This is a genomic window from Streptomyces sp. NPDC049541 (assembly GCF_044465725.1).
Taxonomy (GTDB): Bacteria; Actinomycetota; Actinomycetes; order Streptomycetales; family Streptomycetaceae; genus Streptomyces.
On record NZ_JBITLY010000005.1, the window covers coordinates 503,647 to 530,363 of the forward strand.

Below are 26,717 nucleotides of genomic sequence, written 5' to 3' on the forward strand. Positions count from 1 at the left end.
TCAGCCGCCGATCGGGAGGCCCTTGACCGGCAGGTTGCCGGTGTTCGGCAGGCCACCCTTGAGCGAGCCCGCCGGCAGGGTGCCGCCGTTCTCGGCCGCCGTCTGCGTGGTGACGCCGACGATCTCCCCGACGGAGCCCGCCGCGGCACCCGCCGCACGCTGCGCGGCCGGAGCCGCCTTCTTCGCCACGCTGCCGCCGGTCTTGCCCGCGTTCGGCACGGCCTTCTTGACCGCGTTGCTGCCGGCGTCGCCCGCAAGCCCGGTCACGTTCTGCGCCGCACCGTCGACGGTGTTGCCGACGCTCGCCCCGTCCAGAGCGGTCAGGCCGCCGACGTTCGGGGCAGCGGGCAGTTCGGGGGCCGCACTCGCGGAGCCGGCCGCACCGACCCCGGCAGCCGCTCCCGCTGCGACGAGCAGCGCGGCACGGGCGATCCGACGGGTCAGGGGGAGGGACATGATGCTCCTTCGATGGATGTTGATCGTCCGGGCTCGGACGATGTGACTACCGCTCGAAGGCCCCGAAGGTTGCGGCGTCCCAACGTAAAGAGTTGGCAATGCGTCGCATTATCGGCTGCGGATAAAAACGGGCAAAAAGCGTCGGCCCGGAAAGTCTGCCGAATCCTTACAGCCCTTTGTCGGCAAGGGCTTTGACGGATGCAGGGGTGACGGTGCGAAAACCTGCCCACACCGCGGATCAAGCATGCCCGGCATAACCCGTGCGAGTGACGGACCGTACTACTGCGCAGTGACGATCCGGACCGCGCCGACGGCCTTTCCCGCGCCGCCGGCGGCTTCCGCGGCGGCCTTGTGCCACGGGTTGTCGGCGTTCCCGGCGCTCCACTCCCGCCCGCCGTAGGAGACCCGCTCGATGTGCAGGGCGGAGGAGTTGGCCACCGCCCAGTGGGCGAGCTGCCAGCCGCGCTGGCGGACGCTGCGGCCCTTGGCGGGGCTCTTGTCGGCGGTGACGGGGAGCGTGACGGTGCGGGCGCTCGTCGCCGGGCTCTCCGTCGGCGAAGCCGCCGGTGTCGACACGGTGTTCACTTCCGCGGCGGCCGGCTGCAGGGCGTCGCGCCCGAAGTCCCGTACGAGAGCGGCCCGTACCGCGTCCGGACCCGCTGCCTGCGTGGTGGCCGGGAGACCGGCGCAGGTCAGCGTGGCCGCCGAGTTCCCGGTGAGGGCGGCGGAGAGCAGGGCGGCGTCCGGCTCGTGCTTGGCGTACGCCTCGGGGTACCCGCTGCGCTGCACACGCTGCGCGGCGACCGTGAGGGGGAGTTTCGCGTAGTCGGGCACCTTGGCCAGGTGCCGGTAGAACATGCCCGCCGCGTACGTCGGGTCCAGGATCTGCTTCCTGGTGCCCCAGCCCTGCGAGGGCCGCTGCTGGAACAGGCCGAGCGAGTCCCGGTCGCCGTGCTCGATGTTGCGCAGCTGCGACTCCTGCAGCGCGGTCGCGATCGCGATGGTCACCGCCCGCTCGGGCATGCCGCGCCCGGTGCCCACCGCGGCGATCGTCGCCGCGTTCACCGCCTGCTCCGGCGTGAACTCGTACGCCGTACCGCCGGCCTCGCCCGAGACCACTCTGCAGCCCGATCCGCCTCTGCCCCCGGTGACGTACTGCACCGCGAGATAGCCCGCGACGGCGAGCAGGATCACGAAGGCCGCCCCGATACGGAAGAAGCGGCCACGGCGTTTGAGGGTGGATGACGGCTCTGGCACGCCGTACAAGGTAGCGGAGGGCTCTGTGACCCACGTGTCGGATGTGACCAGTGGGCCGAGGCCCCGGCGGGTTAGGGTCGACGGCATGGCCGACACCCCACTTGACCTCACCCTGGACGCCGCCGAGCTCACCGCGCAGCTGGTCGACTTCCCGTCCGAGAGCGGCACCGAGAAGCCCCTCGCCGACGCGATCGAGTCCGCCCTGCGCGCCCTGCCGCACCTGACGGTCGAGCGGTACGGCAACAATGTCGTCGCGCGGACGAACCTGGGCCGGGCGGAACGGGTGATCCTGGCCGGCCACATCGACACCGTGCCCATCGCCGGCAACGTCCCCTCCCGGCTGGACCCGGACGGCGTCCTGTGGGGCTGCGGCACCTGCGACATGAAGGCGGGCGTGGCCGTCCAGCTGCGCATCGCGGCCACGGTCCCGGCCCCCAACCGCGACCTGACCTTCGTCTTCTACGACAACGAAGAGGTGGCCGCGGATCTCAACGGCCTCAAGCACGTGGCCGAGGCGCACCCCGAGTGGCTGGAGGGCGACTTCGCGGTGCTCCTCGAGCCGTCCGACGGCGAGGTCGAGGGCGGCTGCCAGGGCACCCTCAGGGTGCTGCTGAAGACGACGGGTGAGCGGGCGCACTCGGCGCGCAGCTGGATGGGCTCCAACGCCATCCACGCGGCCGCGCCGATCCTGGCCCGCCTGGCCTCCTACGAACCCCGCTACCCGGTGATCGACGGCCTGGAGTACCGGGAGGGACTGAACGCGGTGGGCATCTCGGGCGGCGTGGCCGGCAATGTCATCCCCGACGAGTGCGTCGTGACCGTCAACTTCCGCTATGCGCCCGACCGCACCGAGGAGGAGGCGATCGCCCACGTCAGGGAGGTCTTCGCGGACTGCGGGGTGGCCGAGTTCGTGGTGGACGACCACAGCGGCGCGGCACTCCCCGGCCTCTCGCACCCGGCCGCGGCGGCCTTCATCGAGGCGGTCGGCGGGACCCCGCAGCCGAAGTACGGCTGGACGGACGTCTCGCGTTTCTCCTCCCTCGGCATCCCCGCGGTCAACTACGGTCCCGGCAACCCGCACTTGGCCCACAAGCGGGACGAACGGGTCGAAACCGCGAAGATCCTGGCGGGCGAGCAGCGGCTCCGGGCCTGGCTGACGGACTAGCCCTACACCGCTCCACGGCGGACATGCTGACGTCCCCCGTCCGTAACCCGCGTAGATCTACCCTGAGGTGGAGACACCTGCAAGCGGAGGGAGCGCACATGGCTACCGGGAACCCCGAGGGCAAGAAGGTGCCGCCGGATGAGCAGCGGCTCGGGCCGGTCCTCCGAAGGCGCGGCCAGGTGACGGAGAGCACGACCGACCAGCGGCTGCTGGACGAGCGCGCTCCCACCGACTGGGTCCACACGGACCCGTGGCGGGTGCTGCGCATCCAGTCGGAGTTCATCGAGGGCTTCGGCACCCTTGCCGAACTCCCGCCCGCGATCAGCGTGTTCGGCTCGGCGCGCACCCCCGTCGACTCCCCGGAGTACGAGGCGGGCGTCCGGCTCGGCCGCGGCCTGGTGGAGGCGGGCTGGGCGGTGATCACCGGCGGCGGCCCGGGCGCCATGGAGGCGGCCAACAAGGGCGCCTGCGAGGCGAAGGGCATCTCGGTCGGCCTCGGCATCGAGCTGCCCTTCGAACAGGGCCTCAACCCCTACGTCGACATCGGCCTGAACTTCCGCTACTTCTTCGTCCGCAAGATGATGTTCGTGAAGTACGCGCAGGGATTCGTGGTCCTGCCCGGCGGCCTCGGCACCCTGGACGAGCTCTTCGAGGCCCTGACCCTGGTCCAGACCCAGAAGGTGACCCGCTTCCCGATCGTGCTGTTCGGGAGCGCGTACTGGGGCGGCCTCGTCGACTGGCTCAAGAACACCCTGATCGCCCAGGGCAAGGCCTCGGAGAAGGACCTGCTCCTGTTCCATGTCACGGACGACGTGGACGAAGCGGTCGCACTGGTCTCCAAGGAGGCGGCTCGCTAGTCAGCCCGTCCGGCGTCAGAGGACGAGGCCGTTCAGGCCGACAGGGGGTCCAGGGGGCGCAGCCCCCTGGCGGTCGGCTCCACGGCCGGGCGCTACGCCAGCCCCCGCCGCGCCACGGCCGGCGGCCGGTGCCCGGCGATCGACGCCACCATGTCCAGCACCTGACGCGTCTCGGCGACCTCGTGCACCCGGTAGACCTGCGCGCCCAGCCACGCCGACACGGCCGTGGTGGCGAGCGTTCCCACCACCCGCTCCTTCAGCGGCTTGTCCAGGGTCTCGCCGACGAAGTCCTTGTTGGACAGGGAGACCAGGACGGGCCACCCCGTGTCGACCATCTCGCCGAGCCGCCGCGTCGCCTCCAGGCTGTGCCGGGTGTTCTTCCCGAAGTCGTGTCCGGGATCGATCAGCACGGACTCCCGGGGCACTCCGAGCGACACCGCCCGCTCGGCAAGACCCAGCGTCACCCGCAGGATGTCGGCCACGACATCGTCGTACGTCACCCGATGCGGACGAGTGCGCGGCTCGGCGCCCCCCGCGTGCGTGCACACCAGCCCGACCCCGTACCGCGCCGCCACCTCCGCAAGGCCGGGGTCGACGCCGCCCCACGCGTCGTTCAGCAGATCCGCGCCGGCCTCGCACACGGCCTCGCCGACCTCGGCCCGCCAGGTGTCCACGCTGATGACCACGTCCGGGAAGCGCCGCCGCACCTCCGCGACGAACCCCACCGTCCGCCGCGCCTCCTCCTCGGCCGACACCTCGTCGCCCGGCCCGGCCTTCACCCCGCCGATGTCGATGATGGCAGCGCCCTCCGACACCGCCTGCTCCACGCGCGCGAGGGCGGGCTCGTCCCGGAAGGTCGCTCCCTGGTCGTAGAACGAGTCCGGGGTCCGGTTCACGATCGCCATGACCACCGGCTCGTGCGCCTCGAATGCGCGCCTGCCCAGCCTGAGCATCCGCTGTGACCTCTCGTAGTACGACCTGGGTGAGACCGGTTCCTCGGCCGCCTGCGACCCTAACTGTCAGACTCGCATGGCACGATCGGACCCTGACACATCCGGCTTCATCTTCAGCTTCATCCAGCTTCCGAACATCGAGCGTGGGGACCACAGCGATGGTTATGTTCTTGTTCCTGGTCGTCGCTCTCGCCGTCGTGGTCGCCGCCGTGACACTGGCCGTGGTGGGTGGCGGCGAGGGCGAGGGCCCGTTGCCCGAGGTCGCCGCCGAGCGGCTGCAGGACCCGCTGCCGCTGGACCGGCCCGTCAGCCGCGAGGACGTCGACAGCCTCCGCTTCCCGCTCGCCGCCCGCGGCTACCGCATGGCGGACGTGGACGACGCCCTCAACCGCCTCGGCGCCGAACTCGCCGAGCGCGACGCCCGTATCGCCGACCTGGAGTCCGCGCTGGCGGGCGCCCAGGCCGCCGCACACCACGTGTCCATGGACAAGCCGATGCACGGCCAGGGGGAGCAGCAGTGAGCGACGGCACCGCCATCGCCGGCCCGGACGGCGCCCTGCGCTGCCCCTGGGCCCTGTCCACCGAGGACTACGTGGCGTACCACGACGAGGAGTGGGGTCGCCCGGTCCACGGCGACGACGCCCTCTACGAGCGCCTGAGCCTCGAGGCCTTCCAGTCGGGCCTGTCCTGGATCACGATCCTGCGCCGCCGCCCCGGCTTCCGCGCGGCCTTCGCCGACTTCCGCATCGCCAAGGTCGCCGCCTTCACGGAGACGGACCGGGCCCGTCTCCTCACCGACCCGGGCATCATCCGAAACCGAGCCAAGATCGACGCCACCCTGGCCAACGCACGGGTGCTGGCGGAGTGGGCGCCCGGTGAGCTGGACGAGTTCATCTGGTCCTACGCACCGGCGCCGGGACCGGCCCCGAAGACTCTCGGAGACGTCCCGGCGGTCACGCCGGAATCGACGGCACTGTCGAAGGCCCTGAAGAAGAGGGGGCTGCGCTTCGTGGGCCCGACAACGGCGTACGCACTGATGCAGGCGTGCGGCTTGGTGGACGACCACTTGGAAACCTGCGTGGCCAGGAGCGCCCCTTAGGGGCGCGGGGCTGTATCGATATGCGGCTCCGCCGCGTGGGCGCGATCAACCCCGACCAACCCGCAGTCCCCGATGGTGCTCAAGTCCCCGAGCTCATCGGCCCAAGTACTTCGGCTTCTCCTTGTTCACAAACGCCTGCACCGCGATCACATGGTCCTCGGACGACCCCGCCCGCGTCTGCAGCTCGTCCTCCTTGTCCAAGGTCTCGGACAAGGTGTGCGAGAACCCGTAAGCCACCGCTTCCTTGATCGCCGCATACGCCACCGTCGGCCCCTCGGCCAGCGCCCGAGCCACCTTCTCCGCTTCGGAGTGCAGTTCGCCGGCCGGCACCAGCCGGTTGGCGATCCCCAGCTCGTACGCCTCCTGCGCCTTGATGCTCCGTGGGAAGAGCAGCAGGTCGGCGGCGCGCCCCGGCCCGACGACCCGCGGCAGCGTCCAGGACATGCCGGAGTCGGCGGTCAGCGCGACCCCCGCGAAGGACGTGTTGAAGGCGGCGGTGTCCGCGACGACGCGGTAGTCCGCGGCGAGCGCGAGACCGAAGCCGGCCCCGGCGGCCACCCCGTTCACCCCGGCCACCACCGGCTTCGGCATCCCGGCGATCGCTCGCACCACCGGGTTGTAGTGCTCCTTCACCGTGCTCATGGTCTGCCCGGACCCCGTCTCCCGGTCCTGTGCCAGCAGCCCGATGTGCTCCTTGAGGTCCTGCCCCACACAGAACGCCCGCTCCCCGGCGGCCGTCAGCAGCACCGCCCGTACGGCGTCGTCCTCGGCCGCGGAGCGGACCGCCTCCCGCAGGGCGACCTTCGTCGCGATGTTCAGCGCGTTCATCGCCTCGGGGCGGTTCAGCGTGATCGTCGCGAGTCCGTCGCTCACCTCGTAGAGCACGGTGTCGGCCATGGTGTGTCCCCTCGGCTGTCACGGTTCAGGCGTACCGGCCGGTACGCCCCTGTCCGTAGGACAGCATGGCGGAGATCACCGCCGGGGGACCGGAGTGGACGTGTGACCTGCGTCAAAGAATCCCGCACGGTTCCCGGACGGCGGAACTCCGTGCGGCTGCGCAGTATCGCAGCCACATCGCCGAATTGAGTGGTTTTGCTCGCGCGCGTTGCCCAAGCGATGCCGACTGATGTTGGTCATCGGGTCCTGAGATGCGGGATAATGGCTTGGAAGCAATGTGTTCGATGCCGGTGTCGCGTGTCCCACGCTGGACAGGCGTGCCCTCCCAGGGCCGTCGGCTTGACGATGAGCTGGTTTCAGGAAGGGGAACGAGCATGGCGGCCATGAAGCCGCGGACGGGCGATGGCCCGCTCGAGGTGACCAAGGAGGGGCGGGGCATCGTCATGCGCGTTCCGCTCGAAGGCGGCGGTCGGCTCGTCGTCGAGCTGACCCCTGACGAGGCAGACGCGCTCGGCGACGCCCTCAAGAAGGTCGTCGGCTGACGCGGAAGCGACCATACCCTTTCAGCTGCCCCGGCATCCAAGTGGTGCCGGGGTTGCTGTTTGCCGGCCCCGCACCGCTCGCTTCCCGGCCGCTCACCGCTTGACCGCGCACAGCAGTCCGTCACCCACCGGCAGCAGTGACGGCACCAGCTCCTGGCTCTCGCGCACCGCGCGCAGCAGCTCCCGCAGCCGCAGCACCTCCGTGGGCTGCGGGCCCGAGTCCACCGTGCGGCCGTTGGCGAAAACCCCCTCGAAGACCACCAGGCCACCGGGCCGCAGCAGGCGCAACGATTCAGCGAGATAGTCGAGGAACTCCAGGCGGTCGCCGTCGCAGAAGACGAGGTCGTAGCCGGCGTCCGCGAGCCGGGGCAGTACGTCCAGGGCGCGGCCCGGGATGAAGCGGGCACGGTTGCTGGCGAAACCGGAGGCGCGGAAGGCCTGGCGGGCGAACTGCTGGTGTTCGGGCTCGGGGTCCACCGTGGTCAGCACCCCGTCCGGGCGCATACCGTGCAGCAGATGGATGCCGGAGACACCGGTGCCGGTGCCGATCTCCGCCACCGCCTTCGCGTCCACCGAAGCCGCCAGCAACCGCAGCGCGGAGCCCGTGCCGGGCGACACCGAGCGCAGGCCCGCCTCACGGGCCCGGTCGCGGGCCCAGCGCAGCACTTCGTCCTCGGCGACGTAGGCGTCGGCGAACGCCCAGCTCGTCTGCCGGTTGCCGGTAATGACCCTCTCCTGTCCCCGTGGTTGCCTGGGCGTGACTGTATCCGTTGGGCCCGGGAACCCGCAGATGGGACCGGGCGTTTAGAGGGGTAGGAGACGGCACGGGGGGACACAGTTGGATCACGATGAGGGGCGGCGGCCCGAGCAACTGCAGCAGCAGGGGTCCGAGCGGTATCAGCCCAGATCAAATTCTCGTAAAACCGCTTATCCGGAGCTAACGGGCGAGGTGGCTATGGTAGGGGCTCCACTGGACACCACCAGAGCCGACAGGGGAGGTGCGGCTGCGCCTGTGGACCGGGGAGGAGTGCTGCGGCGCTTTCTCGGGTCGGCGGGCAGGCCGAAATCCGTGAACGACACCGCTGCTGACCCCAGCCACGCCGCTGACCACGCCCAGACCGCGACTTTCTCCACCGACGCGGACGGGCAGGCGTGGACTCCGCCCACCTGGGAGGAGATCGTCAGCACCCACAGTGGCCGCGTCTACCGACTTGCCTACCGCCTGACGGGCAACCAGCACGACGCCGAGGACCTCACCCAGGAGGTCTTCGTCCGCGTCTTCCGGTCCCTGTCGACCTACACGCCGGGCACCTTCGAGGGCTGGCTGCACCGGATCACCACCAACCTCTTCCTGGACATGGTCCGCCGCAAGCAGCGCATCCGCTTCGACGCCCTGGGCGACGACGCGGCCGAGCGGCTGCCGAGCCGTGAGCCGTCGCCCCAGCAGGTCTTCAACGACGCCCACTTTGACGCGGACGTCCAGCAGGCCCTCGACACCCTCGCGCCCGAGTTCCGCGCCGCGGTCGTCCTGTGCGACATCGAAGGACTGTCCTACGAGGAGATCGCCGCAACCCTCGGCGTCAAGCTCGGCACGGTCCGCTCCCGGATCCACCGCGGCCGCTCGCAGCTGCGCAAGGCTCTCGCGCACCGTTCGCCTGAGGCCCGGGCCTCCGAGCGCCGCTCCTTCGTGCCTCGTGTACCCGCACTGGGGGGAGGGGGCGCGACCGCGTGAGTGGAACACGACCCAGCCCCGCCGAGAGGCGTCTGGCCGAGCAGCATCTGGGAGACCGACTCTCCGCCCTGGTGGACGGAGAGCTCGGTCATGAGTCGCGCGAGCGGGTCCTCGCCCACCTGGCCACCTGTGCCAAGTGCAAGGCGGAGGCCGATGCGCAGCGGCAGTTGAAGAACGTGTTCGCGGAGGCGGCCCCGCCGCCGCCCTCCGAGAGTTTCCTGGCCCGGCTGCAGGGCCTTCCGGGGGGAGGTGATCCGGACGGCGGTGGCTCGCCGTTCGGCGGGGGCGGACTCCTCGGCACGGCGCCCGGAAGACCGGGCGTCTCGGGGGTCTTCGGCCTGAAGCGCGGTGAGCGCTTCGAGTTCGACTACGTCCCCTCCTCTTCCTCGCACGCCCCGATGCTCCCGCCGTCCACGGACCGCGGCTTCCGCATACACGACGTCAGCCGGCACGAGGCAGAGCGCTCGGCCTCGCGCGGGATGCGGTTCGCGTTCGTCGCCGCCGGTGCGGTGTCGCTCGCCGCGATCGCGCTGGGCGGCGTCACGACGGGCACCCCGGTCGACACCACGGACGCGCGCGGCGGCACGGGGGCGGGCAGCAATGTGACCCCGATGCGTACGCAGGGGACGGGTGCCGCCACGGCCCCCGAGACCCAGCGGCGCCGAGGCGTCGGCCCGCTGCTCGCGCAGGGCCGGCAGTCGCCCGGTGACGCCCCGGTGGCCCCGACCGAGGTGTCCGCACCGCTGCTGCCGGGGGTCCCGAGCCCTGCGGGCGCGGCGCAGACCGTGCACACGCTGACCACCCCCGTGATGGCGGGTGCCGCAGTGATGTCCCCGCTGATACGTCCGCTCACCCCGACCCCGCTGCTCACCCTGACCTCCTGGTCCGCCGCCCCCGAGGTCTCGTCCCCCGGCCTGCTGGCCGCACCCGTCCCCGACACGGCCTCCGCTCCCCCTTCCTCCCACCCCTCCCGCTGACCGGCCCCTGCGCGACGGCCCGCGAACCTGGTTGAATCCGTGGTGGACCGCGTCCACGGCAGTCAGCCGCGCGCGGAGTCGACAACTGAGGCCACCGCCGACGAGGCGTGCCGCGTCGTGGCCAGCTGTGGGGAGAGCATGAACCAGGGGAAGCCCACGAAGCCGAAGTGGTGGAACCGCCCGCGCCCGCAGACCTCTGCGGCGCCCGCACCGGGGGCTGCACCGGGTTCGACGGCGGTCGCGGATGCTGCGGGGACCGCTGCCGGTTCGCCGTTGTCCGGGGGTGCGGCTTCGTCGGCGGCTGCGGCCGCGGGTTCGACGGGAGCGGTCGACGCCTCGGCCGGTTCTACCGGGGCTGTGGATGCGGCCCCGGATCCAATGGCGGCCGAGGGCTCGACGGCGGTCGCCGACGCCGCGGCCGTGGATGCGGCGCCGCGACCCGTGGCCGGTGGCGGTGACTTCGAGTTGAAGCCGCCAGCCGCGGGGCGCAGCGGGACAGATGCCTCCGAGGCTGCCGAGGAGCCGGGCCGGCCGGAGGGCGCCGGCGACCGTGCGCTCGTCTCCGACGACGACTTCGAGCTGGGCCGGCCGGAAGCGTCTTCCACCAAGCACGCGGTCGTCGCCGAGGGCGAGGGCGCAGTTGCCGCGGACGGAAAGGTCGAGCCGGGGCGTCCCGCTGCGGTCGGCGGCGGAGGTGCTCTCCCCGACGGCGACTTCGAGTTGAGGGCTCCGCAGGACTCGACCGGGACCGGGGCCGAGGGCGGCCTCACCACCGAGGAACCGGGGTCGGCGGAGCCCCGCACCGGAGGCGACTTCGAGCTGGACCCGCCCGCCGAGGCGGTTCCCTTCACGGACGAGGCCTCGGCTGCGGTGACAGCCTCCGCCCCGCCTGCCGCCGAGCGTCCCCGACCGCTGCACGACCCTGATCCCTACAGCACCCCGCCCTACGGCGAGCCCGGCCCCTGGGCCCCCGCGCCGCCGGTACAGCACCCGGCGGCCAGAGCCGCGCAGGGCACGCCGACGCCGACACCGCCCCACGCCGCACCGCCGTCGGCGCCCACCACACCCGTCGCCGGCGTCCCCTCCCGCCTGGCAGCCCCCGAGCCCCAGGGCTTGCCCGACGTGTCCCCTCAGCCGCCGTCCCCTGCCGCTACGACGCCCCACACTGCCCCGGCACTCCTTTTCACCCCCTGGCAGAACTACGACCCCTGGGCTCCCGCCCCCCTCCAGCAGACCGGGGCCGCTGTCGAGGCGGAGGGCAAGCGGCGCCGGCGGGTTCGCAGGGGGCTGGTGGCGGGTGCCGTGGTGCTGGCGCTGGTGTCCGGTGGGGTCGGTGGGGTGATGGGCGCGTACCTCGAACGCAACGGGGGCGTGGGGGGCGTCGAGCTGCCGCAGGCCGGGAAGGAGCCTGCCGGGCGGGCTCCGGACAGTGTGGCCGGGATCGCCGCCCGGGCCCTGCCCAGCGTGGTGACCCTGCATGTGACCGGCGCCGACGAGTCCGGTACGGGCACCGGCTTCGTGCTCGACGACCAGGGGCACATCCTCACCAACAACCACGTCGTCGAACCGGCCGCCGGGTCGGGCGGCACCGGCGAGATATCCGTGACCTTCAACAGCGGGGACACCGCCAAGGCCACCGTCGTGGGCCGGGACAGCGGCTACGATCTCGCCGTCGTCAAGGTCAGCAATGTGCACGGCCTGAAGCCCTTGGCCCTCGGCAATTCCGACAACGTCCAGGTCGGCGACCCCGTTGTCGCCATCGGCGCCCCCTTCGACCTGGAGGGCACCGTCACCGCGGGCATCATCAGCGCCAAGGAACGCCCCATCACCGCCGGCGGCGACAGCTCCGACGGCAGCGATGTGTCGTACGTGGACGCGCTGCAGACCGATGCGCCGATCAACCCCGGCAACTCCGGCGGGCCCCTCCTCGACTCGAAGGCCCGTGTCATCGGCATCAACTCCGCCATCCGTTCCGCCGACAGCAGCACCGACGACAGCGGTCAGTCCGGTTCCATCGGGCTCGGCTTCGCCATCCCCGTCAACCAGGCCAAGCGGGTCGCCGAGGAACTCATCAACACCGGCAGGGCCACCCATCCCGTCATCGGCGTCACCCTCGACATGGACTACTCCGGCGACGGCGCCCGCGTCGGCACCAAGGCCTCCGGTGGCGGCCCCGCCGTCAGCAAGGGCGGCCCGGGCGACAAGGCCGGCATCAGGGCGGGCGACCTCATCACCGGGGTGGACGGTGAGCGCGTGCACTCCGGCGAGGAGCTGATCGTCAAGATCCGCGCCCACCGCCCCGGCGACCTCCTGGAGCTGACCGTGCGGCGCGACGGCGAGGACAAGAAGATCTCGCTGGTGCTCGGTTCCGCCGACGGCGACTGATGGACACGAACCTCACAGGTACGGCCCGCAACCACCGCCCGACAAGGCAAACAACCCCCAAAACCGCGCAGGAAGACGCACTCGGGGACCCCGGACAGTACCGGTCGTACGGGATCGCCGGGTACCGTGGAGCCGGCCCGGACCACGGAAGACCCGCACAGACCACCGAGGGCCGAGGACCGAGGACATCGCAAGGAGCTTCAGGTGTTCAATGACATAGGACCGCTCGAGCTGGTGACGCTCGTTGTCCTTGCCGTGCTCGTCTTCGGTCCGGACAAGCTCCCGAAGTTCATCCAGGACGTCACACGGACGATCCGCAAGATCCGTGAGTTCTCGGAGAGCGCGAAGCAGGACATCCGCAGCGAACTGGGCCCGGAGTTCAAGGACTTCGAGTTCGAGGACCTCAACCCCAAGACGTTCATCCGCAAGCAGCTGGACAACGACGAACTGGGGCTCAAGGAGATCCGCAACGGCTTCGACCTGAAGAAGGAGATGGCCGAGGTCACGGACGCCGTCCACGGCACCGAAGCGCCATCCTCCTCGTCCCCCTCTTCCTCCTCGTCCTCCGGTTCCACCGGCGGCCGCGTCGACATGACGAAGAAGCCCGAGGAAGACGACCGCCCGCCGTTCGACGCGGACGCCACCTGAGAGCCTGACACAGGCTCCGAAGCCGTACGCCCCGGCTGATCCCCTGCGCCGCCCCGCGCCCCACGTGACGCGTTTCATAGTCCACGGCGCCCCTGCACGGCCTGAAACCCGCCCTCCGCGCGACCCACGCGCCCGGCGGTTTCCGTGCTGTCCCGAGCGGGGTGGCTATGCTGCCGAGTTGTTGTGCGGACCGTACTTCGAGGAGTAACGCCGCCCGAAGGGGGGCGGGCCGCTCCGGTCCGACGAGAGCGAGGAGGCGTCCGGGCACATGGAGACGACGAGTCAGGCGGTCGCGCAGGCGCCGGCTGCGGAGGGACAGGAACAGCTGTCCTCCGCCCGGCGTACGGTCGACGGCTACCTGCTGGCGCCCTTCCCGTGGTACGGCCTCGACGAGGCCTTCACGGGTCCGCGCTGGCTGATGCAGGTCGGGACGGCGGCCGACGGCGCCGTCGAGCACGGTTCGGTCGGACACGGCGACGAACCCTCCGTGAAGAACGAGTACGCGGTCGGGACGGCCGGAGAGCCCAAGGAGAAGTTCGCGGTCGTGGTCACGGTCGCGGCCAACCCGGTGCGGCGCAGCGCGGACGGCACGGGGCTCCTGGAGGCCACCTCGGTGTCCTCGGCGGCCTGGCTCGCGGGGGTGGGGCTGCTGTCCTTCACCTGGCCGGGGCAGATGGACCACTCGCTGCGCGACGACTGGCTGGAGCAGCAGACCGAGACGGCCTGGGCCCTCGCGGACGACCTGGCCGGTCCTGACTGGTCGACGCTGTCGCTGCCGGTGGACGGCGTCCCGACGCCGTTCCACTACCGCGAGTCCGAGTTCGGCTGGGTCCTCGCGGGTTCCACGCAGCAGGGGGTGCACGTGGGGGCGTACGGGAGAGGCATGAGCGCATACGGGCTGGGCTTCGCCATGATCAAGGACATCAGTACGTACGCCTAGTCGGGGATTACGGCGGAGGGGGCGCTGTCCAGCGGGACAGCGCCCCCTCCGCCGTACGAGCCGGTCGTGCGGGGCCTAGAACTTGTTCTTCGGGGTGATCCCCAGCGACAGTCCCGAAAGGCCCCGCTGGCGGCCGCCCAGCTTGCCCGCGATGCCGCGCAGGGCCGCGCCCGCGGGGGAGTCGGGGTCGGTCAGGACCACCGGCTTGCCCTCGTCGCCGCCCTCGCGGAGGCGGACGTCGATCGGGATGGCACCCAGGACCGGGACCGTGGCGCCGGTCGTGCGGGTGAGGCCGTCGGCGACCGTCTGGCCGCCGCCCGTGCCGAAGACGTCGACCATCTCGCCGCAGTGCGGGCAGGGCAGGCCCGACATGTTCTCGACCACGCCGACGATCTTCTGGTGGGTCTGCACGGCGATGGAGCCGGCTCGCTCGGCGACCTCGGCGGCCGCCTGCTGCGGGGTCGTCACGACCAGGATCTCGGCGTTCGGGACCAGCTGGGCGACCGAGATGGCGATGTCGCCCGTGCCCGGCGGGAGGTCGAGGAGCAGGACGTCCAGGTCGCCCCAGTACACGTCCGCCAGGAACTGCTGCAGCGCGCGGTGGAGCATCGGGCCGCGCCACACCACCGGGGCGTTGCCCGGCGTGAACATGCCGATGGAGATGACCTTCACGCCGTTGGCCGAAGGCGGCATGATCATGTTCTCGACCTGGGTGGGACGCCCGTCCGCACCCAGCATGCGCGGCACCGAGTGGCCGTAGATGTCGGCGTCGACGACGCCCACCTTGAGGCCGTCGGCGGCCATCGCCGCCGCCAGGTTCACCGTCACCGAGGACTTGCCGACGCCGCCCTTGCCGGACGCGACCGCGTACACACGGGTCAGCGAGCCCGGCTTGGCGAAGGGCACCTCGCGCTCGGCCGTGCCGCCGCGCAGCGCGGCCGCCAGCTCCTTGCGCTGCTCGTCGCTCATGACGTCGAGGGTGACGTCGACGCGGGTGACGCCGTCGACCCGGGAGACCGCCTCGGTCACGCGCTGCGTGATCGTCTCGCGCATCGGGCAGCCGGAGACCGTCAGGTACACGGTGACCGCGACCGCTCCGTCCGCGCCGATCTCCACCGACTTCACCATCCCGAGTTCGGTGATGGGCCGGTTGATCTCGGGGTCGTTCACCGTCGCCAGTGCCTCGCGCACCGCGTCTTCGCTAGCCATAGGAACGATGGTACGGCTCGGTAGCCTGGGCCCGGAAAGCCCGTCAGCGGTCGTCTACGTCACGTCCGCGCGACCGTTCTGCCGGGAATACGGCATGTTCGTGGTGGCCGTCCTGCCGTCCCTCCAGCTCCTTGACCAGGTCCTGCAGCTCGGAGCGGATCCAGTCGCGGGTCGCCACCTCGCCGAGGCCGATGCGCAGGGCGGCGATCTCGCGGGTCAGATACTCGGTGTCGGCGATGGAGCGCTCGTTCTGCTTGCGGTCCTGTTCGAGGTTGACCCGGTCCCGGTCGTCCTGCCGGTTCTGCGCGAGCAGGATCAGGGGGGCCGCATACGAGGCCTGCAGCGACAGCATCAGGGTCAGGAAGATGAACGGGTAGTTGTCGAAGCGCAGGTCGTGCGGTGCGAAGACGTTCCACAGCACCCACGCGATGATGACGACCGTCATCCAGACGATGAACCGCCCGGTGCCCAGGAAGCGCGCGATGCGCTCCGAGAGCCGTCCGAAGGCCTCCGGGTCCCACTCGGGCAGGATCCGGCGGCGCGGCGGCCGCGGCTGGTCGAGGCGGGGACGGGTACGCGTGGTCGCCGTCGCACCCGCCGGGGTGCGCTCGCGGCCCATCTCGCGCTCAGGAGGCATGGGGGGCCGCCCCCTCGTCGTCCTCGAGGTGGAACTCGGTCTCCCGCCAGTCCTCGGGCAGCATGTGGTCCAGTACATCGTCCACGGTCACCGCGCCGAGCAGCGACCCGGCCTCGTCGACGACGGGCGCCGCGACCATGTCGTACGCCGCGAAGAACCCGGCCACCAGGGGCAGCGCGGCGTCCGGGTCCAGGGGCTGCAGATCGTCGTCGATGATCGAGCTGACCAGCGTGTACGGCGGGTCGCGCAGCAGCCGCTGGAAGTGGACCGTGCCGAGGTACTTGCCGGTCGGCGTCTCGTCGGGCGGGCGGCAGACGTAGACCTGCGCGGCGAGGGCGGGCGACAGGTCGCGGTTGCGTACGCGCGCGAGGGCGTCGGCGACGGTGGCGTCGGGCCGCAGCACGATCGGCTCGGTGGTCATGAGCCCGCCGGCCGTCTTCTCCTCGTATGCCATGAGCCGGCGCACGTCCGCCGCCTCGGCGGGCTGCATCAGCGTCAGCAGCCGCTCCTTGTCCTCCTCCGGCAGCTCGGCCAGCAGGTCGGCGGCGTCGTCCGGGTCCATGGCCTCCAGGACGTCGGCGGCGCGCTCCTCCTTCAGCTTGCCGAGGATCTCGATCTGGTCGTCCTCGGGGAGCTCTTCGAGCACGTCGGCGAGGCGGTCGTCGTCGAGGGCGGCGGCCACCTCGGCGCGGCGCTTGGCGGAGAGGTGGTGCAGGACGTTCGCCAGGTCGGCGGGGCGCAGCTGCTCGAAGGTGGCCAGCAGGCTCTCGGCGCCCTGCCCGTGCTCCTCGAGCGAGAAGCCGGTGACGGCCGACCACTCCACGGTCAGCGTCTCGCCCTTGGCCCGCCGGAAGGCGCCGCCCTTCCTGCCCTTGCGGACGAAGACCCGGTCGACCTCCCAGTCCCGGCGGGCCGGCAGCTGCTGCACCGACACGTCGAGGACGGTGACCTCCTCGCCGCTCTCCGCGAGCGTGACGCGCCGGTCGAGGAGCTCACCGAAGACGAGGCGCTCGGTGGGGCGCTGCTCGAAGCGGCGGACGTTGAGCACGCCGGTGGTGATGACCTGGCCGGACTCGATGCTGGTGATCCGGGTCATGGGCAGGAAGATGCGGCGTCGGCTGGGCAGTTCGACGACCAGCCCGAGCACGCGTGGGGGCCGCCGTCCGACGCGCAGCATGACGACCAGATCGCGCACCCGGCCCACCTGGTCGCCGTTGGGATCGAAGGCGGCGACGCCGGCGAGGTGCGAGACGAAGATCCGGGGCGCGCCCGCTGCCATGGCTGCGGCTCCTTTGCGTACGGGTGTCCAGTGCTGCGTGTCGCTGCTGTGCATCTTTTCCGAATTGCCCGCTCGGATGGGCTTCAGGCTAGCCCGTACCCATCGGATCCGCCCTGATGGGAGGTCCGGACGAACCGGCTCCGCCAGGCCGGAACGGCACCCGTTACTCTGCCGTACGCTGCTCGCGTCCCTCGACTGAAAGGCAGCCCCACCTGTGACTGCGATCGCCCTCGGCCGAACCCGTCGGACCTCGCTGGTGAGCGCGGTGTGCGCACTGGTCGTGACGGGGACGGGACTGCTCGCGGGATGCAGCGAGGACCCCGACGGGGGCACCAACGGGGTCGGCAAGCTGCCGGCCGACAAGATCCAGTCGAAGACCAGGGCGGCCGCCGAATCCGCCGAAGCGGTACGGCTCGCCGGAACCGTCGTCACCAACGGGCGGACGTACACCCTCGACATGCGCCTGAAGTCCGGCGGCGGCAGCGGCACGGTCACCTCCAAGGGGGTGGCCTTCGGGCTGCTGCGGATCGGCGAGCAGCTGTATCTGAAGGCCGGCGCGGAGTTCTGGAACCACGCGGACGGCAACACGTCGGCCGGGGGCACACTCGACGGCAAGTATGTGAAGGTGCCGCAGGGCGACCCCTCGTACAAGAAGTTCAGCGGGTTCACGGACAAGGACGTCCTGCTCGACGGTCTGCTGACCCTGCACGGCGCGCTCGCCACGGACGGCCACCATGAGCAGGCGGGCACCCGCACCATCCGCATCACCGGCGACCAGGGCTCCGGCGGCACCCTGGACGTCTCCCTGGAGGGCACCCCGTACCCCCTCCGCCTGCAACGCGCAGGCGGCGCCGGCACCCTCACCTTCTCCTCCTGGGGCAAGGACTTCCCCCTGACCCAGCCGAAGAAGGACGAGACGGTCGACTACGGGAAGAAACTCCCGACGTCGTGACCAGCGCCCTGTAGGGGCGCGGGGAACTGCGCGACCAGTCACGACGCGCCCGCAGGTGACAGACGGCCCATCGCGGCTACGAGCGGCAGCTCACCCGCGCCGCCGCTTCCGGAAGAGCAGCCGCGGCAACCCCGCGGGGATCGGCTGACGGGTCGTGGCAGGCGACGGCAGCGGCGCCTCCGCCAGGCTGCCGTCGGGCAGCGGCCCCGACACCCCTGCAGGCACCAGGCGCAGCACACGGCACTCACGGGCCCAACGGCCCGTCATCGCCTCGCCGTCGGGGGCGTTCAGACGCTTGCCCTTCAGCTCGGCGACGGCCGCCTCCCATTCCGCGGAGCCGGACGGCAGTTCGGACACGGTCGCGGTGAACGTCACCAGCCGACCGCCCTTGTCCTTGCTGCGCACGGTCACCTCGGCGGAACCGCCGTCGGCCAGCCCCGGCAGCGGCTGCTCCCCGGGCCCGTCGCCGACCAGGCACACCGCACCCTCGTGCCACACATGCCACAGCGCACGGGCCGCCGTACCGGCACCCTTCACCCAGATGAGGCCGGACTTCTTGGTGGCCTCCTCGACGAGGGCCTGGCCGAGCAGCTCGCTTGTCATGGGCCCAGCCTATCGAGGCGCGCTCACAGCCAGCCGTTGCGCTTGAGCACCCGGTGGATGCCCACACACATGGCGACCGTGACGCTCAGCACCAGGGGGTAGCCGTACTTCCAGTGCAGCTCCGGCATGTAGTCGAAGTTCATGCCGTACACACCGGTCACCATCGTCGGTACGGCGATGATCGCGGCCCAGGCGGTGATCTTCCGCATGTCCTCGTTCTGCGCGACGGACGCCTGCGCGAGGTTGGCCTGGAGGATCGAGTTGAGCAGCTCGTCGAAGCCGATGACCTGCTCCTGGACGCGGGCGAGGTGGTCGGCGACGTCCCGGAAGTACTTCTGGATGTCGGGGTCGATCAGCCGCATCGGCCGCTCGCTGAGCAGCTGCATGGGCCGCAGCAGCGGCGCCACCGCCCGCTTGAACTCCAGCACCTCACGCTTGAGCTGGTAGATCCGCGCCGAGTCCACACCGCGCGAGACACCGCCTCGGCGCCCCGGCGAGAACACCTCGGTCTCCACCTCGTCGATGTCGTCCTGGACGGCGTCCGCGACCGCGACATAGCCGTCGACGACATGGTCGGCGATCGCGTGCAGCACCGCAGAGGGGCCCTTGGCGAGCAGCTCGTGGTCGTCCTGCAGCCGGTGCCGCAGCGCCCGCAGCGAGCCCTGGCCGCCGTGCCGGACGGTGATGAAGAAGTCCCGCCCGGTGAAGCACATGACCTCGCCGGTCTCCACGACCTCGCTGTTGGCGGTCAGCTGGTCGTGCTCGACGTAGTGGATGGTCTTGAAGACCGTGAACAGGGAGTCGTCGTACCGCTCCAGCTTGGGCCGCTGGTGGGCCTGGACGGCGTCCTCCACGGCCAGCGGGTGCAGCCCGAACTCGCGGGCGATACCGGCGAATTCGGCCTCGGTCGGCTCGTGCATCCCGATCCACACGAAGCCCCCGTCGCGGCGCACCAGGCGCATCGCCTCGTGCGGGGTCATCGGGTTGCCGGTGTCGATGCGGGCCCCGTCGCGGTAGACGGCGCAGTCGACGACCGCGGACGGCGTCGAGGGGTCGCGCGTCGTGTCGTACACCCCGGTGTCCTTGCGCAGGGAGATGCGGGACGGCCGGACCGCGGCGCGGAGGTCACGGATCATCGACATGGCTGGCTCCTTCGTGACAGGCAACGCAAGGCGCCGACGACGGGTGGAACTGCCCGGAATGGGGACGTCCTGACTTCGTGTGTTTGGCACGTCCACAAAGCGGGGAGCACCGCACCATCGCGGTGGCGAGCTTCGTTACTGATTCAGATCAGACAGATCAGGCAAAACGAAGTGCTCTTCCGCAGGAAGACGTGAGCGTGAAAGGCGGCGGTCAGCCGGAGCCGGATCAGCTGTATCAGCGGCGGGAAGAGCGAGTGGTACTGCACGGGTGACTTCGATCCATGACAGCCCCACCTCCTCCGGCCGGTCCCTCGTAAGGGAGTCTCAATCGGCGTCGGGACTCGATCGCGACGCCACAGCGTGCTGCCCGAACGACCGGGCCAGAGTATCAGTCGCCCAAACTGTCAAGGCGCCGCTTTGCCCGGTGCTGACGAGTTCTATGCTCGCCGCATGGTTGATGTTCTCCCTCTGGTCGAGGCCCGGTTGCGCAGCGCGCTGGGCGAGCCGGACGCACGCGCGGCGGTCACGTTCCTGGGCACGGACCCCATCGAGGTACTGCGCTTCCGGGACGACTCCGGGGCCGGGGGCATCGTCCGCTACGCCACCCTCGGCATGTCCGCACAGCCGATGAGCGACCCCACGGCGGTGCTCGCCGACCCGGTCAAGGGCCCGCGCGCGGAGCTGATCCTCTCGGTGCGCGGCGGCCTCGCCGACACCGACAAGGCGCTGCGCCCGCTCGCCGTACTCGCCGCGTCCCCGCAGGTCGAGGGCGTGATCGTGGCCCCGGGTGCCTCGCTCGACCTCGGCGAACCCCTGTGGCCAGGCGCCCCGTTCAGCTCCGTCCTGGTCGCTGAGCCGGGCGGCCTGGTCGAGGACCTCGATCTCGACGAGCCTCTTGACCCGGTGCGCTTCCTGCCCCTGCTGCCCATGACGCCGAACGAGGCCGCCTGGAAGCGCGTGCACGGCGCCCAGGCCCTCCAGGAGCGGTGGCTGACGCACGGCACGGACCTGAGGGATCCGTCCCGCAGGTCCGTCCCACTGGACTGAACGCCGAGTGAGCAAGCTCACCAACATGCGGCCGGAATCGGTCAGTTGGCAAAGGCCGCGAGTGCGCACATCCCGAACCGGTGGTGAGGGTTCCGGTGAAGGGTTCCGTCCGGACGGGTGATCGTCCTTGACGTGGCGGAGCGGGGGTAGGACCGTGGGGCCCTATGAGGGGCGAACCCAGTTGCCCGAAGTGTGGTGGCCGGGTCAGGGCTCCCGGACTCTTCTCCGACACCTGGCAGTGCGATGTGCACGGCACCGTGCATCCGCTGCAGCCCGTGATCCCGCCCAGCGTCGAGGCCCTCAGTGTCGTGGTGCATCGCACGCAGGTGCCGGTGTGGATGCCGTGGCCGCTGCCGATCGGCTGGCTGTTCACGGGCGTGGCCTGCGCGGGTGACGACCGCCATGGCGGCCGCGCCACCGCCGTGGCCTGCTCGGGCCCGGGACCGCTCGGTGGCATAGGGGAGCTGATCCTGGTCGCCGAGGAACTCGGGGTCGGACTCGGTGCGCGCTACGCGGGGATCGACGGTCCGGACCCGGGGCCGTACATGAACGTGGAGAAGCCCCCGCAGGTGAAGGTGCTGGCCGGCGGGCGGCCCACCCCGCTGTGGCATGTCGCCGGCAGCCCCGCCGACCGGGCGGTGTTCGCGGGCGAGGCGCGGGGGCTGTGGCTGTGGGCGGTGGTGTGGCCCGAGCAGTCGGGGTTGCTGATGTACGACGAGCTGGTGCTGACGGATCTGCGGGATGCGGGGGCGGAGGTCGAGCTGGTGCCCTGCGGGGCGCTGTCGCCGCGCTTGCTTGAGCCGTGACGCCCACCGGGGCGGGGAGCAAGGTTGTCCGGCGTCTGCGGGGCGTGGGTGGCCGCTCGCGCCCACGCGGCGGAGCCGCATGTCGATACAGCCCCGCGCCCCTGATGGGGGTGTCGGTAGGGGGTGCTCTGGCTGTGCGGGTGTGACAGGGGACGTTGAAAAGCCGGTTATCCTTGAGCGTCCCCTTTCGTGCCGTCACCGCTTGGAGTCTGCGTAGTGCGTATCGATCTGCACGCCCACTCCACTGCTTCCGACGGTACGGACACCCCGGCTGAGCTGGTGCGGAATGCTGCCGCGGCCGGGCTGGACGTGGTGGCGCTCACCGATCACGACACCACTCGCGGGTATGCCGAGGCGATCGCCGCGCTGCCGGCGGGGCTCACGCTGGTCACCGGTGCCGAGTTGTCCTGTCGTGTCGACGGTGTCCCCATGCACATGCTCGCCTACCTCTTCGATCCCGAGGAGCCGGCGCTGCTCGCCGAGCGCGAGCTGGTGCGGGACGACCGCGTGCCGCGGGCCAAGGGCATGGTCGCCAGGCTGAACGAGCTGGGCGTGCCGGTCACCTGGGAGCAGGTCGAGCGGATCGCCGGGGGCGGTTCCGTCGGGCGGCCGCATGTCGCGACCGCGCTCGTGGAGCTGGGCGTCGTACCGACCGTCAGCGACGCGTTCACCGAGGACTGGCTGGCCGACGGCGGGCGGGTCTTCGTCGAGAAGCACGAGACGGATCCCTTCGAGGCGATCCGGCTGGTGAAGGCCGCGGGCGGGGTCACCGTCTTCGCGCACCCGGCCGCCGGCAAGCGCGGCCGCACGGTGCCGGAGTCCGCGATCGCCGAGATGGCCGCCGCCGGGCTCGACGGCATCGAGGTCGACCACATGGACCACGACGAGGAGACCCGGGCGCGGCTGCGCGGGCTGGCCAAGGAACTGGGGTTGCTGACCACCGGGTCCAGCGACTACCACGGCAGCCGCAAGACCTGCGTGCTCGGCGAGTACGTCACGGATCCCGAGGTCTACGGGGAGATCACGCGACGGGCGACCGGGGCGTTCCCGGTGCCGGGGACCGGCGGAGCTTGAGGAGCCCCTCCGCACCCCCGTTCCCGTCCATCTCCTTTTCCCGCTCATTTCCTGCAAGGCGTGTAGCTCACCCATGTTCGACGTCGCCGTCTTCGGCTCCCTGTTCCTGACCCTTTTTGTCATCATGGATCCCCCCGGGATCACCCCGATCTTCCTCGCGCTGACCGCCGGGCGCCCCGGCAAGGTGCAGAAGCGGATGGCCTTCCAGGCCGTGTGCGTGGCCGGCGGTGTGATCACCGTCTTCGGGCTGCTGGGGCACCAGATCCTCAACTATCTGCATGTCTCCGTGCCCGCGCTGATGATCGCGGGCGGGCTGCTGCTTCTGCTCATCGCCCTCGACCTGCTGACCGGCAAGAACGACGAGCCGAAGCAGACCAAGGACGTCAATGTGGCGCTCGTGCCGCTGGGCATGCCACTGCTGGCCGGCCCCGGCGCCATCGTGTCCGTCATCCTCGCCGTGCAGAAGGCCGACAGCGTCGCCATGCAGACGTCGGTGTGGACGGCGATCCTCGCCATCCATGTCGTGCTGTGGCTGGTGATGCGGTATTCGCTGCTGATCATCCGGGTCATCAAGGACGGTGGCGTCGTCCTGGTGACCCGGCTCGCGGGCATGATGCTCTCCGCGATCGCCGTGCAGCAGATCATCAACGGCATCACGCAAGTGATCAAGGGCGGCTGAGCCCTCGGAGTCCCGGGCGCATGCGCAGAGCCCCCGTACGGCGTCGATGCCGTACGGGGGCTCTGAAGCTGCTGCGGTGATCCGCGTCTTCGTCGTTCCGTCTTCGGTCGTTCCGTCTTCGGTCGGTGCGTCTTCGCGTCGGTGTTACGCGGCCGAGTCCTCGGCCGGACGGATCCAGAGGCGCTGCCCGACGGCCGCGGCCTGCTGAACGATCCGGTTGACGGAGGCGGCGTCCACGACGGTGCTGTCCACGGTCGTGCCGTCGACCTCGTCGAGTCGCATGATTTCGAAGCGCATGGCCTCTCCCTTCGTCTCGCTGTGTTCCATAGCAGTCAACGGGCTGTGTGTTACAAACATTCCCTACGCTAAAGAAATTTTTCGAACGTCTAACTACTCACCGGTAAGGACCGACCGGGACCAGTTGTGTTCGCAGCGTCACCGCCAGGACAATGAAGGCGATGAACGACGACCTCGCGGCCCTCAGCGCCCGCATCGACCGCACGAACGAGCTGCTGCAGCGCATGCTCGCCGAGGTGGCGAAGACGCCCTCGACCCATGCGATCTTCGTCGACGCGGGGTACCTGTATGCGGCCGCGGGCCGGCTGGTGGCGGGGACGGAGGACCGTCGCGCCTTCGACCTGGACGCGGAGGGTCTGATCGAGGCGCTCATCGACCGGGCCCGCACGATCTTCGCGGACAGTCGGCTGCTCCGCGTCTACTGGTACGACGGTGCGCGGCGCCGCATCCACACCGCCGAGCAGCAGTCGATCGCCGAACTCCCCGATGTGAAGGTCCGGCTGGGCAACCTGAACGCCAACAACCAGCAGAAGGGCGTCGACTCGCTGATCAGGACGGACCTGGAGTCACTCGCCAGACACCGGGCGATCAGCGACGCGGCGCTGCTGGGCGGCGACGAGGACCTGGTGTCGGCGGTCGAGGCGGCGCAGGGATACGGGGCGCGCGTCCACCTGTGGGGCATCGAGGCGCCCGAGGGACGCAACCAGGCGGAGCCCCTGCTCTGGGAGGTCGACAGCCAGCGCACCCTGGACCTCGACTTCTTCAAGCCGTACGTCTCCCGGCGCACCGCGGCCGCCTACGAGGCCACCGCCGCCAGGCCCGGCCGTGAGGACGTCCGCTTCGTCGGCGCGCAGATCGCGGCGAAGTGGCTGGCCGGGCGGGGCCGCGACTCCCTGGCGGAACTGCTGCCCGGCCACCCCTATCTGCCGGGCTCGGTCGACCAGGACCTGCTGGTGGAGGCGGAGGGACTGCTGCAGTACTCCCTGCGCGGTCAGGCGGACCTGCGCCGCGCCCTGCGGGACGGGTTCTGGGAGCACCTGCAGGGGCAGTACTAGGCGTAGCGCCTACGGGCGGGCCTGTGTGCGGTCCCAGAAGTCCGCGAAGGCGCGGGCCGTGTCCAGGGGCCGGTCGGTGTTGGGGGAGTGTTCGGCGCCCTCGACGACGGTGCGGTGCGCGTTCAGGCGCAGCGCCATGTCGTCGAGCAGGGGCACCGGCCAGGTGTCGTCGCTGGAACCCGACAGGACGTGGAACGGCAGCGGTACGGCGGCCAGCTCGGCCACGCGGTCCGGTTCGACGCACAACTGGCGGCCCGTCGCGATGAGCTGGGCCGGCTTGTTGCCGAGCCAGCGGCGGCGCAGATCGTCCTGGTCGTCCAGGCCGCCGTCGAGCTGCCCGGGCGCGCCGGTCTCTGTCTCCTCCGGCGGCTCCATGGCCTGCATCGCCTCCCACACCTCGGCCATGTTCATCACGGCGAGAGCGTCACGGAGCAGCTTGACGCGCTGCTGCTGGGAGCCGGAGATCTGGGCGGGGCCGGAGGCCATGAGGGTGAGCGACAGGAACGGGGTGTGGTCCAGCAGGACCGCCGCCCGTGCGATCTGCCCGCCGAGGGAGTGGCCGACCAGGTGCACGGGGGTGCCGAGGGTGGCGGCCTGGGCGAGCACGTCCCGCGCCAACTCGCCCTGGGCGTAGGCCGATTCGTCGGACTCGGGACCGTCGGACTCGTACTGCCCCCGTCCGTCCACCGCGACGGTCCGGTAGCCGCGGGCCGCGAGCGGCTCGTGCAGCGGGTTGTAGTCCTCCTTGCTGCCGGTGAACCCGGGCAGCAGCAGCGCGGTTCCCTTGGCGGCGACGCCGTCCGCCACGGGCGCGTCGACGACGGCGAACTCCCCGCGGGCGGTGCGCAGCGAGTACGCGCGGGCGCCGGGGGGCGGGGTGAAGGTCGGGGGCCTGCTCATGGGGTGAGGTTATCCGCCTCGGGTGTCGGGGAGGGGGGCGGGCTGCGGCATCCAGCCGTAGGCACACAGGCCGACGGCCCGACCCCCCGCGAAGGGGGCCGGGCCGTCGGCCAGTGAGTGCATCAGCCCTCCGCGGGCTCCGCGGCGGCCGTGGCCTTCCGCGTGCGACGCACCCTGGGCTTCGCCTCGGGAGCGGCCTCGGCGGCCTGCGCCGGGATCTCGGCCACGGCGGCGGCCTTGCGGGTACGGCGGGGCTTCGCCTCCTCCGTGGTCTCCGCGGCGGCGGCCGTCTTGCGGGTGCGGCGCGGCTTGGCCTCCGTGCCCTCGGCCGTGTCGACCGCGGCCGCCTTGCGCGTACGACGCGGGTTCGCCACCTCCGCCGCCGGGGTGGCGTCGGCGGACTCGGCGACCTTGCGGGTACGGCGACGGGGCGCGGCCTCGGCGGTCTCCACGGCGGCGGCCGTCTTGCGGGCGCGGGTGCGCGGCTTGGCGTCCGTGCCCTCGACGGTGTCGACCACGGCCTCCGCCGCCTTCCGCGTCCGCGGCTTGGCCGCGGGCTCCTCAGCGGCCTGCGCCGGGATCTCCGCCACGGCAGCGGCCGTCTTACGGGTGCGCCGGGGCTTCGCCTCGGCGGTGTCGACCGCGGCCTCCGCAGCAGCCGTTGCCTTGCGGGTCCGGGTGCGCGGCTTGGCCTCGGTGGTGGGCTCCGCGGTGGCCGTGGCCTTGCGGGTCCGGGTCCGCGGCTTGGCCTCGGTGACCTCGGCGGTGTCGACCGCGGTCTCCGCAGCAGCCGTTGCCTTGCGGGTCCGGGTGCGGGGCTTGGCCTCGGTGGCCTCGGTGGCCTCGGCGGTGTCGACCGCGGTCGCCGCGGCGGCAGCCGTCGTCTTGCGGGTACGGCGGCGCGGGGCGGTCTCCGTCGGTTCCGGGGCCGACTCGGTGGTGCCCTCGGCGGTGTCGACCGCGGTCTCCGCGGCAGCTGCGGCCTTGCGGGTCCGGGTGCGGGGCTTGGCCTCGGTGGCCTCGGCCGTGTCCACCGCGGCGGCAGCCGTCGTCTTGCGGGTACGGCGGCGCGGGGCGGTCTCCGTCGGTTCCGGGGCCGACTCGGTGGTGCCCTCGGCGGTGTCGACCC

Annotated in this window: 28 protein-coding genes and 1 pseudogene; 16 read left to right on the forward strand and 13 right to left on the reverse strand. The window is 71.3% G+C overall.

The window, feature by feature from the left end:
- Complete coding sequence (locus tag ACIBW9_RS21635; RefSeq protein WP_398957313.1) at positions 1-456, reverse strand: ATP-binding protein; 456 nt, start codon at positions 454-456, stop codon at positions 1-3.
- 279 nt (positions 457-735) lie between these two features.
- Positions 736-1,713, reverse strand: coding sequence for a heavy metal transporter (locus ACIBW9_RS21640; protein WP_398957314.1), 978 nt, complete (start codon positions 1,711-1,713; stop codon positions 736-738).
- Positions 1,714-1,798: 85 nt separating this feature from the next.
- On the opposite strand from ACIBW9_RS21640, the gene dapE reads away from it, so the two are divergent.
- Positions 1,799-2,878: a succinyl-diaminopimelate desuccinylase gene (gene dapE / locus ACIBW9_RS21645; protein ID WP_398957316.1), complete on the forward strand. Its 1,080-nt coding sequence runs from the start codon at positions 1,799-1,801 to the stop codon at positions 2,876-2,878.
- Positions 2,879-2,976: 98 nt separating this feature from the next.
- Positions 2,977-3,735, forward strand: a complete 759-nt coding sequence (locus ACIBW9_RS21650) for a TIGR00730 family Rossman fold protein (protein WP_398957318.1) — start codon at positions 2,977-2,979, stop codon at positions 3,733-3,735.
- A gap of 92 nt (positions 3,736-3,827) precedes the next feature.
- On the opposite strand, the gene folP is transcribed toward ACIBW9_RS21650, so the two are convergent.
- A complete protein-coding gene (gene folP, locus ACIBW9_RS21655; protein ID WP_398957321.1) occupies positions 3,828-4,688 on the reverse strand; it encodes a dihydropteroate synthase in 861 nt (286 codons plus the stop codon).
- 164 nt (positions 4,689-4,852) lie between these two features.
- Here folP and ACIBW9_RS21660 point away from each other — a divergent pair, with 164 nt between their 5' ends.
- Positions 4,853-5,209 carry a DivIVA domain-containing protein gene (locus tag ACIBW9_RS21660; RefSeq protein ID WP_398957654.1) on the forward strand — a complete coding sequence of 119 codons (357 nt, stop codon included), beginning with the start codon at positions 4,853-4,855 and terminating at the stop codon, positions 5,207-5,209.
- Complete coding sequence (gene tag / locus ACIBW9_RS21665) at positions 5,206-5,787, forward strand: DNA-3-methyladenine glycosylase I (protein WP_389076204.1); 582 nt, start codon at positions 5,206-5,208, stop codon at positions 5,785-5,787. Before ACIBW9_RS21660 ends, tag begins: the two co-directional genes overlap by 4 nt.
- Before the next feature lie 93 nt (positions 5,788-5,880).
- Here the strand turns inward: tag and ACIBW9_RS21670 are convergent, their stop codons facing one another.
- A complete protein-coding gene (locus tag ACIBW9_RS21670) occupies positions 5,881-6,684 on the reverse strand; it encodes an enoyl-CoA hydratase-related protein (RefSeq protein ID WP_344405458.1) in 804 nt (267 codons plus the stop codon).
- A 374-nt stretch (positions 6,685-7,058) separates the two neighbouring features.
- Between ACIBW9_RS21670 and ACIBW9_RS21675 the strand changes: the two genes are divergently transcribed.
- Positions 7,059-7,226: a DUF3117 domain-containing protein gene (locus ACIBW9_RS21675; protein WP_003966491.1), complete on the forward strand. Its 168-nt coding sequence runs from the start codon at positions 7,059-7,061 to the stop codon at positions 7,224-7,226.
- 93 nt (positions 7,227-7,319) lie between these two features.
- Here ACIBW9_RS21675 and ACIBW9_RS21680 read toward each other — a convergent pair whose 3' ends face one another.
- Positions 7,320-7,952, reverse strand: coding sequence for an O-methyltransferase (locus ACIBW9_RS21680; RefSeq protein WP_099931145.1), 633 nt, complete (start codon positions 7,950-7,952; stop codon positions 7,320-7,322).
- A gap of 301 nt (positions 7,953-8,253) precedes the next feature.
- On the opposite strand from ACIBW9_RS21680, the gene sigE reads away from it, so the two are divergent.
- The 5 genes from sigE (at position 8,254) to ACIBW9_RS21705 (ending at position 13,908) form a co-directional block, all read left to right on the forward strand.
- Positions 8,254-8,958, forward strand: coding sequence for an RNA polymerase sigma factor SigE (gene sigE, locus ACIBW9_RS21685; protein WP_078912335.1), 705 nt, complete (start codon positions 8,254-8,256; stop codon positions 8,956-8,958).
- Positions 8,955-9,935, forward strand: a complete 981-nt coding sequence (locus ACIBW9_RS21690; RefSeq protein ID WP_398957324.1) for a zf-HC2 domain-containing protein — start codon at positions 8,955-8,957, stop codon at positions 9,933-9,935. Before sigE ends, ACIBW9_RS21690 begins: the two co-directional genes overlap by 4 nt.
- A gap of 378 nt (positions 9,936-10,313) precedes the next feature.
- Entirely contained in the window at positions 10,314-12,320 is a 2,007-nt protein-coding gene (locus ACIBW9_RS21695) for a trypsin-like peptidase domain-containing protein (protein ID WP_398957657.1), read from the forward strand.
- Between the two features lie 204 nt (positions 12,321-12,524).
- Positions 12,525-12,968, forward strand: a complete 444-nt coding sequence (locus ACIBW9_RS21700) for a sec-independent translocase (protein WP_398957325.1) — start codon at positions 12,525-12,527, stop codon at positions 12,966-12,968.
- Positions 12,969-13,236: 268 nt separating this feature from the next.
- Positions 13,237-13,908, forward strand: a complete 672-nt coding sequence (locus ACIBW9_RS21705) for a hypothetical protein (RefSeq protein WP_398957327.1) — start codon at positions 13,237-13,239, stop codon at positions 13,906-13,908.
- A 75-nt stretch (positions 13,909-13,983) separates the two neighbouring features.
- On the opposite strand, the gene ACIBW9_RS21710 is transcribed toward ACIBW9_RS21705, so the two are convergent.
- Genes ACIBW9_RS21710 through ACIBW9_RS21720 form a run of 3 tightly spaced genes read right to left on the reverse strand, consistent with a single transcriptional unit; the run spans position 13,984 to position 17,033 of the window.
- Positions 13,984-15,117, reverse strand: a complete 1,134-nt coding sequence (locus ACIBW9_RS21710) for an Mrp/NBP35 family ATP-binding protein (protein ID WP_099931150.1) — start codon at positions 15,115-15,117, stop codon at positions 13,984-13,986.
- Positions 15,118-15,160: 43 nt separating this feature from the next.
- Complete coding sequence (locus ACIBW9_RS21715; protein WP_398957330.1) at positions 15,161-15,754, reverse strand: DUF1003 domain-containing protein; 594 nt, start codon at positions 15,752-15,754, stop codon at positions 15,161-15,163.
- Entirely contained in the window at positions 15,744-17,033 is a 1,290-nt protein-coding gene (locus tag ACIBW9_RS21720; RefSeq protein WP_398957332.1) for a magnesium transporter MgtE N-terminal domain-containing protein, read from the reverse strand. The genes ACIBW9_RS21715 and ACIBW9_RS21720 overlap by 11 nt, the downstream gene beginning before the upstream one ends.
- Before the next feature lie 214 nt (positions 17,034-17,247).
- Here ACIBW9_RS21720 and ACIBW9_RS21725 point away from each other — a divergent pair, with 214 nt between their 5' ends.
- Positions 17,248-17,985: a hypothetical protein gene (locus ACIBW9_RS21725; protein ID WP_398957335.1), complete on the forward strand. Its 738-nt coding sequence runs from the start codon at positions 17,248-17,250 to the stop codon at positions 17,983-17,985.
- Between the two features lie 90 nt (positions 17,986-18,075).
- On the opposite strand, the gene ACIBW9_RS21730 is transcribed toward ACIBW9_RS21725, so the two are convergent.
- Together ACIBW9_RS21730 and ACIBW9_RS21735 are read right to left on the reverse strand one after the other, a co-directional pair.
- Positions 18,076-18,588 (reverse strand): hypothetical protein, encoded by a 513-nt coding sequence (locus ACIBW9_RS21730; RefSeq protein ID WP_398957337.1) that lies wholly within the window; start codon positions 18,586-18,588, stop codon positions 18,076-18,078.
- 23 nt (positions 18,589-18,611) lie between these two features.
- A complete protein-coding gene (locus ACIBW9_RS21735; protein WP_398957339.1) occupies positions 18,612-19,730 on the reverse strand; it encodes a magnesium and cobalt transport protein CorA in 1,119 nt (372 codons plus the stop codon).
- Positions 19,731-20,180: 450 nt separating this feature from the next.
- Here ACIBW9_RS21735 and ACIBW9_RS21740 point away from each other — a divergent pair, with 450 nt between their 5' ends.
- The 4 genes from ACIBW9_RS21740 to ACIBW9_RS21755 all read left to right on the forward strand — a co-directional run bounded on the left by ACIBW9_RS21740 (position 20,181) and on the right by ACIBW9_RS21755 (position 23,336).
- Positions 20,181-20,777, forward strand: coding sequence for a suppressor of fused domain protein (locus ACIBW9_RS21740; protein WP_398957341.1), 597 nt, complete (start codon positions 20,181-20,183; stop codon positions 20,775-20,777).
- A gap of 164 nt (positions 20,778-20,941) precedes the next feature.
- Entirely contained in the window at positions 20,942-21,583 is a 642-nt protein-coding gene (locus tag ACIBW9_RS21745; RefSeq protein ID WP_398957343.1) for a DUF6758 family protein, read from the forward strand.
- Between the two features lie 216 nt (positions 21,584-21,799).
- Complete coding sequence (locus ACIBW9_RS21750; protein ID WP_398957345.1) at positions 21,800-22,657, forward strand: PHP domain-containing protein; 858 nt, start codon at positions 21,800-21,802, stop codon at positions 22,655-22,657.
- Positions 22,658-22,730: 73 nt separating this feature from the next.
- The gene (locus ACIBW9_RS21755) at positions 22,731-23,336 is read left to right on the forward strand and encodes a MarC family protein (protein ID WP_398957347.1); all 606 of its coding nucleotides are present in this window, start codon (positions 22,731-22,733) and stop codon (positions 23,334-23,336) included.
- Positions 23,337-23,480: 144 nt separating this feature from the next.
- On the opposite strand, the gene ACIBW9_RS21760 is transcribed toward ACIBW9_RS21755, so the two are convergent.
- Complete coding sequence (locus ACIBW9_RS21760; protein WP_398957348.1) at positions 23,481-23,633, reverse strand: hypothetical protein; 153 nt, start codon at positions 23,631-23,633, stop codon at positions 23,481-23,483.
- A gap of 161 nt (positions 23,634-23,794) precedes the next feature.
- Between ACIBW9_RS21760 and ACIBW9_RS21765 the strand changes: the two genes are divergently transcribed.
- Positions 23,795-24,688 (forward strand): NYN domain-containing protein, encoded by an 894-nt coding sequence (locus ACIBW9_RS21765; RefSeq protein ID WP_398957350.1) that lies wholly within the window; start codon positions 23,795-23,797, stop codon positions 24,686-24,688.
- A 9-nt stretch (positions 24,689-24,697) separates the two neighbouring features.
- On the opposite strand, the gene ACIBW9_RS21770 is transcribed toward ACIBW9_RS21765, so the two are convergent.
- A complete protein-coding gene (locus tag ACIBW9_RS21770) occupies positions 24,698-25,588 on the reverse strand; it encodes an alpha/beta fold hydrolase (RefSeq protein ID WP_398957352.1) in 891 nt (296 codons plus the stop codon).
- 122 nt (positions 25,589-25,710) lie between these two features.
- Positions 25,711-26,717 (reverse strand): annotated as a pseudogene (locus ACIBW9_RS21775) (hypothetical protein); the annotation flags it as partial.